The following is a 17,961-nucleotide window of genomic DNA, read 5'->3' on the forward strand; positions in this document are numbered from 1 at the left end:
CAGATGACGTGCCCTTTTTCTTATCGGAAGTTACTAAATAACAACAATTTAATATCAACTTGTTAAACAACAAGGTAGGCTAATATGATAGTTGTCGAACTTATCATTGTTTTGCTGGCAATCTTTCTGGGCGCCAGACTTGGGGGCATCGGGATAGGATTTGCAGGTGGGCTGGGTGTACTGGTGCTTGCCGCTATCGGCGTCAAACCCGGTAACATTCCGTTCGATGTCATTTCAATCATCATGGCGGTTATCGCTGCCATCTCCGCAATGCAGGTTGCTGGCGGCCTGGACTATCTGGTTAACCAGACGGAAAAACTGCTGCGTCGCAATCCGAAGTACATCACTATTCTCGCGCCAATTGTCACCTGGTTCCTGACCATTTTTGCAGGCACCGGGAACATCTCTCTGGCGACGCTGCCGGTTATCGCGGAAGTGGCGAAGGAACAGGGCATCAAGCCTTGCCGTCCGCTCTCCACCGCCGTGGTTTCTGCTCAAATCGCCATTACCGCATCGCCGATCTCCGCGGCGGTGGTGTATATGTCTTCGGTAATGGAAGGACATGGCATTAGCTACATCCATCTGCTGTCGGTGGTCATTCCGTCCACCCTGCTGGCGGTGCTGGTGATGTCCTTCATCGTCACCATGTTGTTCAATTCCAAACTCTCTGACGATCCGGTGTACCGCAAGCGTCTGGAAGAGGGACTGGTTGAACTGCGCGGCGAGAAGCAGATTGAAATCAAACCGATGGCGAAAAACTCCGTCTGGCTGTTCCTGCTGGGCGTGGTCGGGGTGGTCATTTACGCGATTATCAACAGCCCGAGCCTCGGTCTGGTTGAGAAGCCGCTGATGAACACCACTAACGCTATCCTGATCATCATGCTGAGCGTCGCGACGCTGACCACTATCCTGTGTAAAGTGGAAACCGACGCCATTCTTAACTCCAGCACCTTCAAAGCCGGTATGAGCGCCTGTATCTGTATTCTGGGCGTGGCGTGGCTGGGCGACACCTTCGTCTCCCACAATATTGACTGGATCAAAGATACGGCGGGCGAAGTGATTCAGGGCCATCCGTGGCTGCTGGCGGTGATCTTCTTCTTTGCCTCCGCTCTGCTGTACTCTCAGGCGGCAACCGCAAAAGCGCTGATGCCGATGGCGCTGGCGCTGAACGTCTCTCCGCTGACTGCCGTGGCCTCTTTCGCGGCGGTTTCCGGTCTGTTCATTCTGCCAACCTACCCGACGCTGGTGGCGGCGGTTCAGATGGATGACACCGGCACCACCCGTATCGGTAAGTTCGTCTTCAACCACCCGTTCTTCATTCCCGGTACGCTGGGTGTGGTTCTGGCGGTCTGCTTCGGCTTCCTGCTGGGCAGCGTTATACTGTAAGCATGACCTGCGGGGCGTGTTCACGCCCCGCATTTCCCTCCCCTTTATCTGACATCTCGCCCTTGTCCGTTGTATAGTGACCACTTTCTTGCTGGTCATTCCGTTCATTCGAGGTGTTTATGCTTGATGTTAGCCGTCAGGACAAGTCCATCCCCGATGCCGTTGTTGTGCTTTGCACCGCACCGGATGAAGCCACCGCTCAGGATCTGGCCGCCAAAGCGCTGGCCGAAAAACTGGCCGCCTGCGCCACGCTGATTCCCGGCGCCACGTCGCTCTATTACTGGGAAGGCAAACTGGAGCAGGAGTATGAAGTGCAAATGCTGCTAAAAACGTCGGTGCAGCACCAGCAGGCTTTACTCGATTGCCTGAAGTCGCATCATCCTTATCAGACGCCTGAACTTCTGGTTTTACCCGTCACTCACGGAGACAATGATTACCTCTCATGGCTCAACGCATCCTTACGCTGATCCTGCTGCTTTGCAGCGCATCATCTTTTGCCGGACTGTTCGACGCGCCGGGTCGCTCGAATTTTGTCCCTGCTGACCAGGCGTTCGCCTTTGATTTTCAGCAAAACCAGCACAACCTGAATCTCAACTGGCAGATAAAGGACGGCTACTACCTGTACCGCAAACAAATCCGCGTTACGCCTGCGCAGGCGCAAATCGACACTCTCGCACTGCCGGCGGGCGTCTGGCATGAAGATGAGTTTTACGGCAAAAGTGAGATCTACCGCCAACGGCTGACAATTCCGGTTATCGTTCAACAGGCTGCCGCTGGCGCGACGCTGACGGTAACGTATCAGGGCTGCGCTGACGCCGGTTTTTGCTATCCGCCGGAAACCCGAACCGTGCCGCTAAGCGAAGTGGTCGCCAGCGCCACGTCGCAGTCTGCCGCAACGCCAGCGCCGGTAGCCGTTCAACCGGCCGGACAGCCGCCCGCGCAGCTTCCCTTCTCCGCGCTATGGGCGCTGCTGATCGGCATCGGTATCGCCTTTACGCCCTGCGTACTGCCGATGTATCCGCTTATTTCCGGCATTGTGCTGGGCGGTAAACAGCGCCTTTCCAGCGGACGCGCGCTGCTGCTGACCTTTATTTATGTGCAGGGGATGGCGCTCACTTATACCGCGCTGGGCCTGGTGGTCGCGGCCGCCGGGTTGCAGTTCCAGGCCGCGCTTCAGCATCCCTGGGTGCTCATCACTCTGGCGGCAGTGTTTACCCTGCTTGCGCTGTCGATGTTTGGCCTGTTCACGCTACAGCTGCCATCTGCGCTGCAAACGCGCCTGACGCTGATGAGCAATCGTCAGCAGGGCGGTTCTGCGGGCGGCGTTTTTGCGATGGGGGCTATCGCCGGGCTGATTTGCTCGCCGTGCACCACCGCCCCGCTGAGCGCCATACTGCTGTACATCGCCCAGAGCGGCAATCTGTGGCTTGGCGGCGGGACGCTCTACCTCTACGCGCTGGGAATGGGGCTGCCGCTAATGCTGGTTACCATTTTCGGTAACCGTCTGCTGCCGAAAAGCGGTCCGTGGATGGAGCATGTCAAAACCGCCTTCGGTTTTGTGATCCTCGCGCTGCCGGTCTTTTTGCTGGAGCGCATTATCGGCGATGTCTGGGGTATGCGTCTGTGGTCGCTGCTGGGCGTCGCCTTCTTTGGCTGGGCGTTTATCACCAGTCTGCAGGCCAGGCGCGGCTGGATGCGCATCGTGCAGATTATCCTGCTGGCGGCGGCGCTGGTCAGCGTGCGTCCGTTACAGGACTGGACGTTTGGCGCGTCTCCTGTACAGTCGCAGACGCATCTGAGCTTTAAACAGGTGACGAATATCGACGAGCTGAATCAGGCGCTGGCGGAAGCCAGTGGCAAACCAGTGATGCTCGATCTGTACGCCGACTGGTGCGTTGCCTGTAAAGAGTTCGAGAAATACACCTTCAGCGACCCGCAGGTGAAGCAGGCGCTGGGCGATACGGTGCTGTTACAGGCCAACGTGACCGCCAACAACGCGCAGGACGTCGCGCTGCTGAAACATTTGCAGGTGCTTGGCCTGCCCACCATTCTGTTCTTCGATGCGCAGGGTCATGAGCACCCGCAGGCGCGGGTGACGGGCTTTATGGACGCGGCGACGTTTAGCGCGCATTTGCGCGATCGCCAACCGTGAGCGACACTTGCAAAAGGAAAGTCGGAGGAAAATACCGTGCAACGTGAAGATGTCCTGGGAGAAGCCCTAAAATTATTAGAGATCCACGGGATCGCCAATACCACGCTGAAGATGGTGGCCGAACGCGTTGATTACCCGCCAGAAGAGATGCAGCGTTTCTGGCCCGATGATGAGGCCCTTTTGTATGATGCTCTGCGCTACCTGAGCCAGCAAGTGGATACCTGGCGGCGCCAGCTGATGCTGGATGAGACGCAGACTGCGGAACAGAAGCTGCTGGCGCGTTACGCCGCGCTGACCGAATGCGTAAGCAATAACCGCTATCCCGGCTGTCTGTTTATCGCCGCCTGTACCTTTTATCCCGATCCGGCGCATCCCATCCATCAGTTGGCGGACCAGCAAAAGCGCGCCGCGCACGACTTCACCCATGAGCTGCTAACCACGCTCGAAGTTGACGACCCGGCGATGGTCGCCCGGCAGATGGAACTGGTGCTGGAAGGCTGCCTGAGCCGAATGCTGGTCAACCGCAGTCAGGCCGATGTGGACACCGCCCGCCGTCTGGCGGAGGACATTCTGCGCTTTGCCCAGTGCCGCCTGGGCGGCGCGCTGACCTGATTATCATTTCGTTACTTCTTTGAATCGCATATAATTTCGCCACTGCCGACTCATTAAAAGGAATTATATGCGTCTCCTGCCCTGCGCCCTTCTGACGGGCCTTCTCTCTATGCCGCTCTTCGCCGCACCGCTAAACGGCTTTTCATTTGCTCACAAAGACTGGGAGGTCGCCTGTGATAACACAGGCACCTGTCGGGCTGCGGGTTACAGTGATAATGCGGTTAGCGTTCTGCTCAAGCGGCCGGCAGGCCCCGACACCAGCGTAACAGTTGAGGTGGCTTTTGCCCAACGTATGGAAAACCAGCCTCCCTTGACAGACGCGGCGCTTTTTATTGACGGTCAAAAGGAAGGGGCATTAACCCCCTCCGCAGAGGGCTACTTCACCCTCAGCTACGCACTTCGCAGCGCGTTTCTCACCGCCTTACGCCAGGATAATACCATTGAGTTTGCAGCCGACGGGAACCGCATACCGCTCTCCTCTGCCGGTTCCAACGCGGTGTTGCTGAAAATGGATGAGTTTCAAAAACGTCTCTCTACCCAAAGCGCTCTGCTGCATCCGGGAGATAAAAACAGCAATGATGTGCTGCAGGCCGAGCCTGCTCCGCTCATCATCACCCAACCGGTCATTCGCACTCCGGAGGTGGAACCTTTAACGGCGACACAGCGACTAAAAATGGCGCATCAGCTCAGACTTACTCCGGAGATGGGGTGCCGTGAACCTGCAGAGGGTCAGGAAAGACTTTATTACCGCATTCCGGTGGATAAACAGCATACGCTGATCCAGACCGAATGCTTTGACGCTTCCCGTTTTGCTCTCTGGCTGACCAATGCCGAACTGACCTCTCCGCCCGTACTGATTACCAGCGATGCCAGCGAATATGAAAATGGCGAGATAGCGCGCTTCAGCGGCCCCGTTCAGTTCTGGGTCTGGAATGGAAAGCACTTCATTCTGCGTGATGAATACCATAGCGGCGGACAAGGAACGCTCTCTGTCGGCGGCGTCTGGACGCTCCCGACGTTTGTCAGTAACGTACGCGCGCAGTCTGATGTGGATGCGGACAACGCCGCCCTGAAAGCGCTTTACGACGCCATAACAGAGCAACAAAAAATCGATCCCGAACTCGACCTGAGCAAAATCGCCAAACGGTTCCCGCTGACGGGCCAGTTCACCGACTTCACCCTTTCATACACGGAAGATTCATCGCAGCCGACGACAAAACCATCACCGGAAATCAGTGACGATGAATGGAGGGCATTTTTGCATTCCAACATTCGCGCTTATGCAGAAAATGGTCAGGTGAATTTTACGCTGGTTGATCTGGACGGCGATGGCAAGCGCGATCTTATTATCGACAGTTATATTGGCGGGACGGGCCTCTTCAGCTATACCGGCGTGCTTAAACGGGGTGATGGCGCATTCTTAACCGTGAATGAAAACGCTAACGACGATGACGTTGGGGTACCCGGCGCGCTATTTTCGGAAAATGGCCGCGGTGCTAACCAGTGGAGCCAGTGGGTACGGATCAACGGTCAGGTTTACGCACTCTGGTTCAACGGCGTCTTTGGCGAAGATAACATTTATCTGCTGCGTCCGTTCAGCACAGACAATAAGGTGCCGGTAGTGACCCTCCGCTATCACTATACGCTTGACGTCATCGACTCAGCAGAAGAAGGCCGCCCCTTGACCCCCGCGCTGAGCGACAAGGACAAGGCGGGGCTATTCAGGGCGCTGGATGTAATGCAGGACCATCTGCTTAAAGACCTCCCCCCAGACCAGCCTGACACCGCTATCTGCCCGGTTCCTGAAGGCATCTCAGCAGAAGACGCGGAATGGTACTATAGCGGCTTGGCAGGCCATTACACCATAGAAACCGTCGCCCTGGTTCCCGTCTGGCTAAACGAGAAATGTTATATTGGCACCGTCTTCAGCCATCACGGATTTTATGACCATGGTGTGGATGCCGAGGTGGTCCTCAGCTCGCCCGCTGAAAAAGGTGATATTGTGGGCGGCTATGCGATCTCCGGCCTGCGGCAGGCAACGTCGATAAAAAGTGACTGGCAGTTTCGGGAAGGCGATAACGGCGCACTGTGATGGCGGGTTAACGTCGCTGAATTATGCCCGAATCGCCGCAAAGTTAAGCAGTTGAACTGCTTTTCGGGAAATTAGGTTGACTGGCGGGCGCGATTACGGTTTAATGCGCCCCGTTGCCCGGATAGCTCAGTCGGTAGAGCAGGGGATTGAAAATCCCCGTGTCCTTGGTTCGATTCCGAGTCCGGGCACCACCTTTCCTTTTTTATGCTTCCTTATAAATCCCTATGTGTTTGTGATTCAATGAGTTAGCGTAAAAATCTTTCCGGATGCGTTTTGATTTATCCCTACGTATCCGGAAAATTGTGGGTCAGATTGAGGGTTCATTCAGTTCGATGAATGGAGAGACCCTCATGTTGACTGACAGCAAGATCCGCGCCGCGAAACCCCTCACAAAATCCTATAAACTCACTGATGCACAAGGTCTGTACCTGACGGTATCCACTAGCGGCTCTAAGCTGTGGTATTTCCGCTATCGTTTTGAAGGTAAGGAAAACCGTCTGGCCTTCGCTACCACAGGTTACGCTGGCAGAAGCGCGCGAAAAGCGCGATGCGGCGCGTAAGCTGCTGGTATCGGGCATTTGCCCTTCCCTGCCCCGCAAGGCGGAAAAAGCCGCCGTTGACGGCACGCGCACCTTTCAGTACATCGCTACCGCGTGGCACACCAGTTGCTTTAAGCTCTGGTCGGAAAGCCACGCGGACAAAATCCTGACCTGCCTGAAGCGCTATGTCTTCCCTGATATTGGCGCAATGGACATTGCAGAGGTTGAAACCCGCCATCTGGCCCAACTGGTCAAATCTATCGATGATAAAGGTGTGCATGATGTCGCCGGGCGGGTGCGCCAGCATCTGACCAAAATCATGCGCCACGCCGTACAGCAGGGAACGATTAAATATAATCCGGCTTACGATCTGGATGGCGTCGTGACCCCAGTTGTGACCCAACATCACCCTGCTCTGCCCCTGAAACGCCTGCCGGAGCTGCTGGACAAGATTAATGGCTACAAGGGGCGGGAGCTGACCCGTCTGGCGCTGGAGCTTAATCTGCACGTTTTCCTGCGCTCCAGCGAACTGCGGCTCGCCCGCTGGGATTAGTTCAACCTGAAAGCCCGTATCTGGACAGTGCCTGCACAGCGGGAAGCGGTTAAGGGAGTGAGATTTTCATCGCGTGGCGCAAAAATGAAGGATGAGCATCTGGTGCCGTTATCCGCGCAGGCCGTCGCCCTGCTGGAGCAGATTAAGGAAATTACCGGAGAGTCTGTCTTCGTGTTTGCAGGTGCGCACTCAATGAATAAGCCGATGAGCGAAAACACCATCAACAAAGCGCTGCGCGTGATTGGCTACGACACCAAAACCGAGGTTTGCGGTCATGGTTTCAGAACAATGGCCTGTAGCGCCCTGAACGAATCCGCGCTGTGGTCTAAAGATGCCATCGAGCGCCAGATGAGCCACAAGGAGCGCAACGGCGTGCGGGCGGCGTATGTGCATAAGGCGGAGCATCTGGAAGCGCGTATGGAGATGATGCAGTGGTGGTCAGATTATCTCGATGTGAGCCGCGAGGGGTACGTGGCACCGTACATTTATGCGCGGCGGCATAAGGCGGCCTGAGTTAGTCGCAGCGTCATGGAAAAGCGGTTTCTGGTTGTCCGGGAGCTGCTTTTTTGCATTAAAAGGTTCTGACTTCGTTTTTCTGGTTATTCATCGGAAAGCGCCCGATTTTATACGGGGCCATATAAAATTGGGTACTCTTCTATCGATTCATCACAAATCAATAGGTGAATATCGAAAATTATTTGAGGTGAATACTTCAGGCGATAACTGCCAGACAATCTGCACCAGAACCTGATTTGCCAATACGCCACAACTGCACCAGATATAATCGGATAAATATAGAACTGCGCCAGTGTTAAGGCCCTTTCAGCCCTTTGGCCTTTTCCGGTCTGGCGCTGTTACCCTTAGTCGCCCTTTACCTTTATCTGGCCTTTTTCCTTTTGCTGGCGCAATCATCAGAAAAATACTGTAATGCTGCACCAGAATCCTGTTAATAGGCTATACCGTTTGTAAGTACCGTTATTAAGAGGAAACCGTACAAAAAATTTCTACGTAGAAATTTTTTCGGTGGATAACGATGAATAAAGGGTATTTTATAACGTAATGGCTATCAAAAATCGACCATCCAAACATAATTCATTAATTTATAATTAATAATCATGAATTTAATAGCCGATAGTTATTGTTCTTGTCAGTATTGATAGGAACGTATATAAAAAATTTTGGCCCCAAAATTTTTTGTACGAAAACCTATGAATAACCCGGGATTAATAGAAAATCACCCAGAATTATTTGGGGGCAAATAATTTTGTACAAAAACCGATTAATAACGGGTCTTACGAAAGACAACGGCTATCAGTCAGTATCCCCCTGCCCGTACACCTGCGCCACATACCGTCCGCGCCCGTCGCCGTGACCTAAATCCATCGCCGTCATTGCCAGCGCTTCCTTCTCACAGAATCCCTGCGCCAGATAATGACGGATCGCATCCTGTGCCCACGCATAGCGCAACGAGTGCGGGGAATATGCGTCAGTTAACCCGAGACCCGACGCCTGGCTGTGCCAGTATTTCATGGCGGTTTTCAGATCCGGCTTATCTATCAGCCTGCCGTGACGATCTTCTGCCACAGCCAGCGCATTATCCAGCGCTTTTTTGACTGCGCCAGCATCAAGAATAATGGTTTCACGCGCCCGCCCGCCTTTAGTGCCGAAAACTACAGTTAACCGGGTATCGCCACGCTCCAGCGCCTGCCTGCCGCCACGTTCTTAATGACTGCACACTTTGCACCGCCTCCTGCGAACGCAGCCCCATCAGTCTTGAAAGTTCCAGCGCTACCGCCATCCCCGGATCTTTTACGCGGGCCGTCCCCAGCACATCGCAATAGTGCTCCGGCGTGATAGCCAGCTTCGTACCGTTACGGGATGCGCCGGATAATCCCAGCGAGCGGTTATTTAGCCGCTCACTCTGCGCCAGCCTGTCACGCCCGGCCTGTTTCAGAATGCAGCGTACCGCTGCCATCTCGTTTTGCAGGGAACGCTTTGTGATGCCCTGCGCCAGTCGCTCCCGGATATAGCCTTCAATATGCCGCTCCTTAAGTTGCTCCACCCGGCGGATCTGCACATTCTGCGCCAGTACCAGACGCTCACAAAGCCGCTGCGCCAGCTTAATGCGATCGTGAACGGTCTTATGGCTACCGCCTGCCTGCTGCGCCAGTCGCTTCATTTCCTGCTCCAGTATTCCCATACATTCCCCTTTTCATGATTGCCGCAAACTCATCCCAAAAACCCAACACGGATACAACTTTCCCCGGCGCGTAGGCCAATAGCCCCTGAGTTTTATCGGGGCTGCGAACGATACCTGAGCGCCGGGGCGGCAGCCGTTGAGGTGTGGTGGGGCTTCGGTTGTGCTCTCTGAGCAGCCGCCCGCGTTAGCGGGTTATCCCCCGGATCGTCCTGATCCCCCTCCGGTATCGGTTCATGTTCTCCTTATTGGTCAAATGGCCTGAAAAGGCGGTGTCAGGATCCAGCCATGAGCTGGCGCAGTTGAGTTTTCTGGTGCAGGTCGAAAAGGCTGCGTGCGTCACTTTCCCGCTTTACGCGGTCAAAGTGACGCACTGGCACTGGTTCAGTGTTTAAACGTTGCGTTTCTGGTGCAGTTTTACGGCCACGCGGCAGCAAATGCCTTGCGGCAAATGCAGGCCGCAGGCCGTAAGGTAAAAGGCGCTGATGGTGTCAGCCAATATACGCTGGCCGGGATAATTCCGGTGTGGTGAGATGGGCGCAGTACTCTGGCACAGTTGTAAAAACTCGGGCCTCCGTCGCGATGTTCTGCGACCCGGTGTTTGCAGAGTTCTGCACTGGTAAACGGCTCAACCGTCCTGATAACAGGCGCTTCTTTCAGGTTGTGAAGCGTTGGGCGCTGTCAACGACAGCATGGAGCAGGAGGGAGACTATGCCAGTATCGATGGTGCAGAAAGGAAAAACTGTTTGTGCGTCAAAAAGGATTTTTGCGAACCTGCGCTGCCGCGCTTCGCTTGCCTTCTCCCGCTCTTCTGACAACAGAGCCATCAGAAGAACGGGAGAGCTATTTATCAATTTTCAGGTTTACGGTAGCGGGAAGGCCAAATTTGCTCTGGCGCAACGCCCAGAGCTTCAGCGATCAACCTTTCACCTTTAGGCCAGCGGCGGTTAAGGGCATTTGCCAGCGTGGAGGACGCCAGCCCGGCCTGACGGGACAACGCCGCCAGTGAGGTGCCCCGCTTTCTCAGCCCGGCGATAATGTCGGCGGAGTGCCAGTCTTGCTGCATCATACTGTCACCTCGTCAATAAACTTTACGCCGTCGGCGGTGTGTATCCAGCGCGGGGCTTTGAGTTCGGCGGCAAAGTACCAGACCAGCTCACACAGTAATCCGGTCAGCGTCTGTTCCATTTTCGGCAGTAACGCCCGCCCCGTCAGAAGCTGCGCCAGCGTGAGTGAGTAGTCACAAAGTAATTCGGAACCGGGTTCAAAGCAGGGGTAACTGGCGGGAAGGGTATCAGTGGTCAGGCTTTCAATCAGGTGGGGCGGGATGGGATCGTTCAGAGTGGGCTGGAGCAGCGAGAGGCAGGCGGCAAGCCGTCCGCAAAGCGCCAGCCGCAGCGTCGGATCGTCGCTTTCAATCAGGGTTTCGGCGAAGCGGTCGCAGTGATCGGCCAGAGCGGTGAAATCCGTGGCGGCGCTGAAGGGAACGGTAAGTAACGGGTGTGTTTGGGTAGGGATCGTAGCCATGGTGGCAATCTCCAACAAAAGTTGATAAACCACCACCTGAGAGGTCAATCTCGTGGGTGGTGGAACTGGACGGGGTTGACCTTACCGGCTTTGTTGGCAACCGGCGCACCTTGCGGTGCCCCCGCCCAGCCCACCATTGAGATGTAGCCGCGCGTACGACATAAAAAAAGACGCAGGCGCGTCAATATGTCGCCAACAAAATATATTCAGGAGGTCAAGCCCGGCACCTGAATTTGCAGGTGCGAAACAAGGATACTGCGATTGGAAGTAGGCGGCAAGGGGAACTGATACAACAATCCAAGCTATATGTAGATTTACCCTGTCAGAATATTCTTTTATCTCTTTGTTTTATTGGTGGACTGTCCGTAAAATAAACATCGTCGGCATTAAAACCACTACGCAGGCAGTACCAGAGGTCAAAGTTGGCTCAAGTGGTGGCAACACAACAGCGAAGTATAAGGATAAAAGTCTAAACAGCTCAGTGATACGATTCGTCACGAAATAAGTGGAGCAGATGGTATGAAACATTCAATTTCAACCAGTAATGGCTACGTTTACCGGGATGCACTCCGTCTCTTGTTCATTTTAGTTCGGGGAAGTGAACCCTTGAAACAACCTGCTGATGGCTGGGATCGCGTATTTTTGGGAGAAAAACGTGCACTGGCTATTGATTTCTGGCTTCGCTATCCAGACTATCTCGCAGACCAATTACTAAACATCTACTCACATACTCTGGATATATCGGTGCTTGAAGCCGCAAAGCATATTTTCGATGATGATGAGCCAGACATTCGTCTTGTCAGAATGATTCGCTGGCGCAGAGGGGCCTTTGACAACTTGCAAACATCATTGGCAATGTTAGGGTACAGAGGGCTGGCTCGTTCAATGAAACGCAAGTTACCAACTGGTCATTATCAGTATGAATATTTGACTGGCACTCTGGCGCGCACTTTCTTAGATGAAACTATCGCTGAATATCCAGAGCTTGCCTGGTATGAAAAGCAAACTCAACTTGCATTTTTAGTAGCAAAAAATAAAAGCGGAAGCGCACTAAAAGACATGCATTATTCAGAGGGTGAATATGCCGCAACACCATATGGAGCAACCATCCCCTCTATCAAAGATCGTGTATTAAAACGGATATCAAATATTAGTATACAGGAGCCAGCATGACTGAAAAAAACACCAGCATGAGTATTAACGAATGGCATGCGGCTATTGCAAAACGAGCAGGTTCACTGCCTGAGAAAGTGGCATCTATTCTCGAAGAACTGAAAATTCGACCAAGGCCGGTTCTGCCGCGCGCTCGAACACTAAATTTGTTATCCATTCAAATGACGGGAAAGAAGTGTGAGAAAAACCAAGAAACACCATTTTCATTTGAATGGTCCGAGCTCTCAGATGGACTATGGGCTCTCCTGTCAGAGGGAAATTTCAAAGGGAAATCCAGCACGTTAGCTGTATTTCGTGCTGCTATACAAGGGAGATTTCCGGGTAAAATCAAGCTTGATGTCTGGAGCTGGATTGCTAATCTAAAAGTACGGTTCAAAATCGACGATACCTCCTATGAGATTGAATTGCAAAAACAGCCCACAGAAACCGACGAGAATAAGGCCGAGGCTTCACTAGTTCGCATTATTGGCGGCATAGAGCTCCCGCTCTATACAGGTTTGGCTGGAGAGGGACTGCGTACAGCTATCGAAGATGTTTTTATGGATGAACTCGGTTTTGACCATTTTCATGCTTATAGATCTAATAAAAACACGGTAGTAGAGCACGGCTGGACCGCACTTTCCTCGGCACTATTCGTAACCGGACCAGGCCCGGCTATATTTGGAGATCATACCGAGGATGGCCTTCCGTTGCGCCTGATCCAGATGTTTATAGGTTTGCCTTGGGTATCCACTTATACAGCTATTTCTACTGCCTTAAAGAAAGCAAAGAGTGAATACGATAAAGCTCAAAACGATAATCTGGCAGGTAACTTTAAGGTTGCTGAACGAATCGAGTCCCTGCAAGAGGAAAAAAAGGAAAAGGAATGCGAACTGTCTCAATTATCCGATCGTAACCACATACGAAGAGAGCTCAGTTCCCTAGATTACAAATTATCAATAGAGCAAGAGAAAGTCATAAGCCTACGAAATGAATTGAATAAAGCCCAAACTCTTGTTCAGGAGACTACAGTTGCTCATGCCGAAGCGCGACAAATGTTACAACAAGCCAAGGATGAGGCTGCTGCTGGTTATGTTTTCCGCAAACTTCAACCTGTTTGCTGTCCGGCATGCGAAACAAAACTACAACCAGACCGTTTCTCCTCCCATATTATTCAGGCATGTGGTCTTTGCGGTAATGAATCTCTTCAAATAGATGGGCATGAGGCTATAGATTTCAACGAACTGGAAATAGCTGTCAATGATTCAGATACAGCACGAAAAAATGCAGTTGAAGTATTAGCGAAAACTAAAAATATTTTTCTCAAAGCAGATGAATCACGTGATGCGACGCTCGAACAACTCAATAAGTTGGGAGATGTATTATCTGGTTCCGATGATACAGATCGGATTTTACGAGAAATTGCCGGAATTGATGGACGAATCGAAGAGTTGAATTCCATGCTCGTTACCTCCAGCCAAGAAACACCTCAAGAAAATGAAATAATACGGGTACTCAATTCGGCAGAAATCATTACAAAAAAAGCTATGGAGGGGCTCCAAGCAGAAATAATGAAAGAAGTAGAAAAGGAGCTTTTCGATCTTGCAGAGAGATTTGGTGTTCGTAACCTCGAAGCATTGTCATTCAAAGCTCACCGCATGGATCTCCGCCAGGGTGGGGTTGATGTTACATTCAGTGGCCTCAACTCTGGTGAAAATCTACGGATTCGTGTGGCTGCGGCGTTGGCTACATTAAAGGTGGCCCGTTCGCGAGGTTTCGGCAGACATCCTGGCCTACTTATTCTTGATTCACCGGCGGCCTCCGAGATGAGTGCCGATAATTTTTCAGCTTTGATTGGTGCAGTCGCAGCGACTGTTAATGAAATCCCCGGTATTCAGGTTATAGTCGGCGCAATAATGCGATCTGAATTAGAACCCGTAGTACCTCAAAAACGACGCAAAATCGCAGTAGGTACAGAAACGTTGTTCTAGGAGAATCGAATGAGCGATCTGGCGAATAGATTTTTAGAAGCGTTTCAACATGATGAATCTATTGATTTGTCGAATCAGGCAATTACCGAACTTACCGAAGCATCAGTACAACTTGCAGATACCCCAGCTTGCGCCGCTTTCTTTATGGCGCTCCTTGATACAGAAACCACTTCAACTGTATTGGCTGCGATTAACCTGCTCACTTCAACCAATGATCCAGGAGTCATGGCTGAGATCGTTCAGCATCTCACTGTTCCTTTTAGTTTATCCGAAAATGTGATCCGTAGTTTACATAAGGTATTTCTGGATAAATCCAGTAATAAAGGACTCCATAGCGGTACACGAGCTTTAGCATTACTCGGTTCACTAAACCTATCTCAAGAATATCCCTCACTATTAAGGCGGCTACAGGCCCATCTTTTAGATATCGAGTCGCAGGATGATGGTGACTATTTGCGAAGCGTCGCAAAAATTAATGGGTTAGTGCTTACACACATTCGAGATCAAGATCTAAATTTGGCGTTGCATGAACTACTTTTGGTTCCAGAGGCAGAAGATGAAGCGTCATTTGCACTCGGTTTATTGGCAATCGCAGATGCTCTGGATGAGGATGAAAGAAAAGTTGCACTTGAAGCATTTCACCGTGCGCACTGCTTCATGCAACGTGCAATTGTTTCCAGTGAAGGCAGACAAGACGTATCTCTGTATGTCGCATGCCTAAGCATATTACTCGATTTTCAGAAGGGAACATACGATAAAAGTCTGGAAGAAAAGTTAACAATGCTCCGTCAGGCTGCTTTTGAGTATTCCGCATTTCTCATTCCGTCCGATCGACAAATTAATCGCGATACGTGGCCAGGAGCTTCATCGCTCGAAGGGCTGCGGTGGGCTGAATTAGGAATCCGACTGGCAATGCTTGATATTAACTTATTGAAGAGAGCATGGCTAAACGCGGCAATAATTATCGAAGAAGAACTTTTCAGAATATTCGAAGCGAGTAGGTCAATATTACGACGTAACTCCGCTGGCGGAATTGAGGCTATCGTTCGGCCCCAGATCATTGGTACCCTACAAGAAAATCGGGTTCAGCTTACAATGTTAGACCAGTGGTTAATTGAAAATAAGAATTCGCTATCTACGCCCACCGCACTAATTATGCGAAAGGAAATTGATGCAGCTATAGAAGCGAGCTTATACCGAAACCCCATTGACGCAGCAGTGATTCCGGCTAGCGCTGCTGCGATCCTCGATAAAGCCAAGCTTCCCACAGTATTGAATATGAGTGCTCAAAAATTACTTACCGATGCAGTAATTACTTTTGAGCTGGAAAGGAGCGATACAGTTACGTGTGAAATACTGGAATCTATTCATAATCAATTACAGGAAAACCCTGACTACCAAAGAAACGCACAGCAGTTTTTTTGTCTGATCCTGTACTACACAATTTTATTCGTAACGTCACGTGAGAACATGTCGATGGGTTCAGTATCTGGAATCGAGTATTTATTTAATCGAGATCCGAATAATCCCCCCTTAGAAGCCGATCTTCATAAAGACTATTTTAACTTTCTTCAAGCAACTCCCTTGCACGCATTGGCACAAAGTGAGAGTAGAGATGTAGCACATGGGAGAGTCGATGTTTATTTCACGCAAAACGGTATCAAAACAGTGGCGGAACTGAAGAAAACTCACCACGATCGAACCCTCGAAAAGCTGGTTGATGAATTTGGCTTACAGGCAACTGCTTATCAACGAACCAACATGAGGTTCTGTATCTTAATGGTACTTGATCTTTTTGATCGAGGAGGTGGAAGTGATCATCTTCGTAATTTGATCAATGTATTCCAGAAAACTCCTCACAGTGGGACAGCAACCTATTCAGTCGTTGTTTTCCGCGTACAAGGAATGAAGAAAACCCCTACTCATCTTAAATAATTTCATACAGTTATATAATTGTGAAATCCATCAGAGGAGGCATTTAGGAATAAATAACCATTAAACTAATTCCACCAAATCCCCCAACGTCACCATCAGCATCATCGGATCCATCGGCGACGGCTCAAACCCCACCCGCAGGTAAAACTCCCGCGCTTCATCCGACAGGGCGTGAACCAGCATCCCGCGAATGCCGATAGTCTCCGCCACCTGAATCGTAAGCGGCTCGCCAGAACCGTATTGATATTTACTGAGAGCTCAGATCAACTTTCCAGGGCAACAGATCGCGTACCCGATTTGCCGGCCAGTCCTGGATATGCTCAATGACGTAACGCAGCCATTTTTCTGGCTCCACATTGTTCAGACGGCATGTGCCGATCAGCGAGTACAACACCGCCGCATGTTCGCCACCGCTGTCAGAACCCGCGAACAGCCAGTTTTTCCGGCCTACGGCCACTCCCCTTAAGGCGTTCTCTGCGATGTTGTTGTCGATTTCCACCCAGCCATTACTGCAGTACACGTTCAGGCTATCCCACTGTTTCAGCAGGTATGCGAACGCTTTTGCCGTATCCGAGTGACGCGACAGTGTTTTCATCTGAGTCTGTATCCAGTCATACAGTGACTGCATCAGTGACGCAGCTCTGGCTTTTCTTGCCGCCAGACGCTGTTCTGCTGAACATCCCCGGACTTCTGCTTCGATGGCATACAGTTCACCGATACGCTGCAGGGCTTCCGTGGTGATATCGGTTGGCGCTCTTGCATGCACATCGTGGATTTTTCTCCGGGCATGGGCCATACACGCGGCTTCCGTTATTCTGCCGGATTCGTATAACGCCCGGTAGCCACCGTAAGCATCGGCCTGAAGCACTCCGCTGTAACCGGACAGGTGATTCTGTGGATGTATGCCTTTCCGGTCCGGGCTGTACGCGAACCAGACCGCCGGGGGCATCTGTGAACCGGCGTTACGGTCATCACGGACGTAGACCCACAGCCGGGCTGTCCGGGTTTTACCGCTGCCCGGCTCCTGGACCGGGACGGGGATATCATCAGCATGGACTTTACCGGGCATCAGCACATACTGGCGCAGGACGTCATACAGCGGCTCCAGCAGTTCAGCAACAGCACCTGTCCAGCGCCCCAGTGTGGCACGGCTCAGCTCCACTCCCTGACGACGGTATATTTCTGACTGGCGGTATAACGGCAGATGGTCTGCATATTTCCCGGTGACAACATGGGCCAGAAGCCCCGCTCCGGCATAACTGCGTGCAATGGGTTTTGAAGGTACTGGTGCCTGCACGATATGGTCGCACCGGCAACAGGCCAGTTTCGGACGTTGTGTTTCGATAACCTTAAAGGCGCTGCTGATAAGCTCCAGTTGCTCTGACACATCACATCCCAGAGAACTGAGTTCACCACCACAGGCAGGACAGCATTCCTCTTCCGGCCGGATAACCCGGGTTTCACGGGGAAGTGAGGCCGGTAACGGTTTACGGGCTGAAGACTGGCGCAGGGCGGATGGCAGTGCCGGGTCATATTGCTCACCCAGCGTTTCAGCCATTTCTTCCTGAAGTGCGCTGATTCTCTCCTGTGCATCCTGTATCTGCCGTTCGGTTTTTGCGCGAAGTTTTTCTGAGCTTTTACCGAACTGCATACGTTGCAGTTTCGCAACCAGCGCCTTCAGCCGGTTGATTTCGGAAGCATAAGCCGCCACCCGCTGTGAGAGCAGGCGGTTGTATTCGGCCATCTGGCGGATGGTGTCCTGTTGCGTCTGCAACAGTGCCCGCAGGCGGGCGTTCTCATGAGCAAGTGAGGTGTCCATATCCTC

12 protein-coding genes, 1 tRNA gene and 3 pseudogenes are annotated in these 17,961 nt (G+C 52.1%); 11 read left to right on the forward strand and 5 right to left on the reverse strand.

Features of this window, described 5'->3' with window-relative positions; genetic code table 11:
* Positions 1–84: 84 nt before the first annotated feature.
* The 7 genes and pseudogenes from dcuA (at position 85) to K7R23_RS10550 (ending at position 7,847) form a co-directional block, all read left to right on the forward strand.
* Entirely contained in the window at positions 85–1,386 is a 1,302-nt protein-coding gene (gene dcuA, locus K7R23_RS10520) for an anaerobic C4-dicarboxylate transporter DcuA (RefSeq protein WP_012907293.1), read from the forward strand.
* A 119-nt stretch (positions 1,387–1,505) separates the two neighbouring features.
* Positions 1,506–1,853 carry a divalent cation tolerance protein CutA gene (gene cutA, locus K7R23_RS10525; protein WP_024132876.1) on the forward strand — a complete coding sequence of 116 codons (348 nt, stop codon included), beginning with the start codon at positions 1,506–1,508 and terminating at the stop codon, positions 1,851–1,853.
* A complete protein-coding gene (locus K7R23_RS10530) occupies positions 1,829–3,538 on the forward strand; it encodes a protein-disulfide reductase DsbD (protein ID WP_012907291.1) in 1,710 nt (569 codons plus the stop codon). Before cutA ends, K7R23_RS10530 begins: the two co-directional genes overlap by 25 nt.
* Before the next feature lie 36 nt (positions 3,539–3,574).
* Positions 3,575–4,150, forward strand: coding sequence for a transcriptional regulator (locus K7R23_RS10535; protein ID WP_012907290.1), 576 nt, complete (start codon positions 3,575–3,577; stop codon positions 4,148–4,150).
* 67 nt (positions 4,151–4,217) lie between these two features.
* Positions 4,218–6,242, forward strand: coding sequence for a DUF1176 domain-containing protein (locus K7R23_RS10540; RefSeq protein WP_012907289.1), 2,025 nt, complete (start codon positions 4,218–4,220; stop codon positions 6,240–6,242).
* A 115-nt stretch (positions 6,243–6,357) separates the two neighbouring features.
* Positions 6,358–6,433: transfer RNA gene (locus K7R23_RS10545), tRNA-Phe, on the forward strand.
* Between the two features lie 159 nt (positions 6,434–6,592).
* Positions 6,593–7,847: pseudogene (locus K7R23_RS10550) on the forward strand (tyrosine-type recombinase/integrase).
* Between the two features lie 798 nt (positions 7,848–8,645).
* Here the strand turns inward: K7R23_RS10550 and K7R23_RS10555 are convergent.
* Positions 8,646–9,534, reverse strand: a pseudogene (locus K7R23_RS10555) (integrase domain-containing protein).
* Between the two features lie 233 nt (positions 9,535–9,767).
* Here K7R23_RS10555 and K7R23_RS10560 point away from each other — a divergent pair.
* On the forward strand, positions 9,768–9,926 hold the full coding sequence (locus K7R23_RS10560; protein WP_231851572.1) for a hypothetical protein: 159 nt from the start codon (positions 9,768–9,770) through the stop codon (positions 9,924–9,926).
* A 455-nt stretch (positions 9,927–10,381) separates the two neighbouring features.
* Here K7R23_RS10560 and K7R23_RS10565 read toward each other — a convergent pair whose 3' ends face one another.
* The gene (locus K7R23_RS10565; RefSeq protein WP_024132875.1) at positions 10,382–10,600 is read right to left on the reverse strand and encodes a helix-turn-helix domain-containing protein; all 219 of its coding nucleotides are present in this window, start codon (positions 10,598–10,600) and stop codon (positions 10,382–10,384) included.
* Positions 10,597–11,058, reverse strand: coding sequence for a hypothetical protein (locus K7R23_RS10570; RefSeq protein WP_024132874.1), 462 nt, complete (start codon positions 11,056–11,058; stop codon positions 10,597–10,599). The genes K7R23_RS10565 and K7R23_RS10570 overlap by 4 nt, the downstream gene beginning before the upstream one ends.
* A gap of 519 nt (positions 11,059–11,577) precedes the next feature.
* On the opposite strand from K7R23_RS10570, the gene K7R23_RS10575 reads away from it, so the two are divergent.
* Genes K7R23_RS10575 through K7R23_RS10585 form a run of 3 tightly spaced genes read left to right on the forward strand, consistent with a single transcriptional unit; the run spans position 11,578 to position 16,136 of the window.
* Positions 11,578–12,231, forward strand: a complete 654-nt coding sequence (locus K7R23_RS10575; protein WP_012907287.1) for a hypothetical protein — start codon at positions 11,578–11,580, stop codon at positions 12,229–12,231.
* Positions 12,228–14,201, forward strand: a complete 1,974-nt coding sequence (locus K7R23_RS10580) for a hypothetical protein (protein ID WP_012907286.1) — start codon at positions 12,228–12,230, stop codon at positions 14,199–14,201. The genes K7R23_RS10575 and K7R23_RS10580 overlap by 4 nt, the downstream gene beginning before the upstream one ends.
* A 9-nt stretch (positions 14,202–14,210) precedes the next feature.
* Positions 14,211–16,136 (forward strand): hypothetical protein, encoded by a 1,926-nt coding sequence (locus tag K7R23_RS10585; RefSeq protein ID WP_012907285.1) that lies wholly within the window; start codon positions 14,211–14,213, stop codon positions 16,134–16,136.
* Positions 16,137–16,196: 60 nt separating this feature from the next.
* Here the strand turns inward: K7R23_RS10585 and K7R23_RS10590 are convergent.
* Positions 16,197–16,352, reverse strand: a pseudogene (locus K7R23_RS10590) (GNAT family N-acetyltransferase); the annotation flags it as partial.
* A gap of 31 nt (positions 16,353–16,383) precedes the next feature.
* Positions 16,384–17,955, reverse strand: a complete 1,572-nt coding sequence (locus K7R23_RS10595) for an IS66-like element ISCro1 family transposase (RefSeq protein ID WP_012904571.1) — start codon at positions 17,953–17,955, stop codon at positions 16,384–16,386.
* Positions 17,956–17,961: the final 6 nt, after the last annotated feature.

This window comes from Citrobacter rodentium NBRC 105723 = DSM 16636, from assembly GCF_021278985.1.
GTDB classification, from domain to species: Bacteria; Pseudomonadota; Gammaproteobacteria; order Enterobacterales; family Enterobacteriaceae; genus Citrobacter_A; species Citrobacter_A rodentium.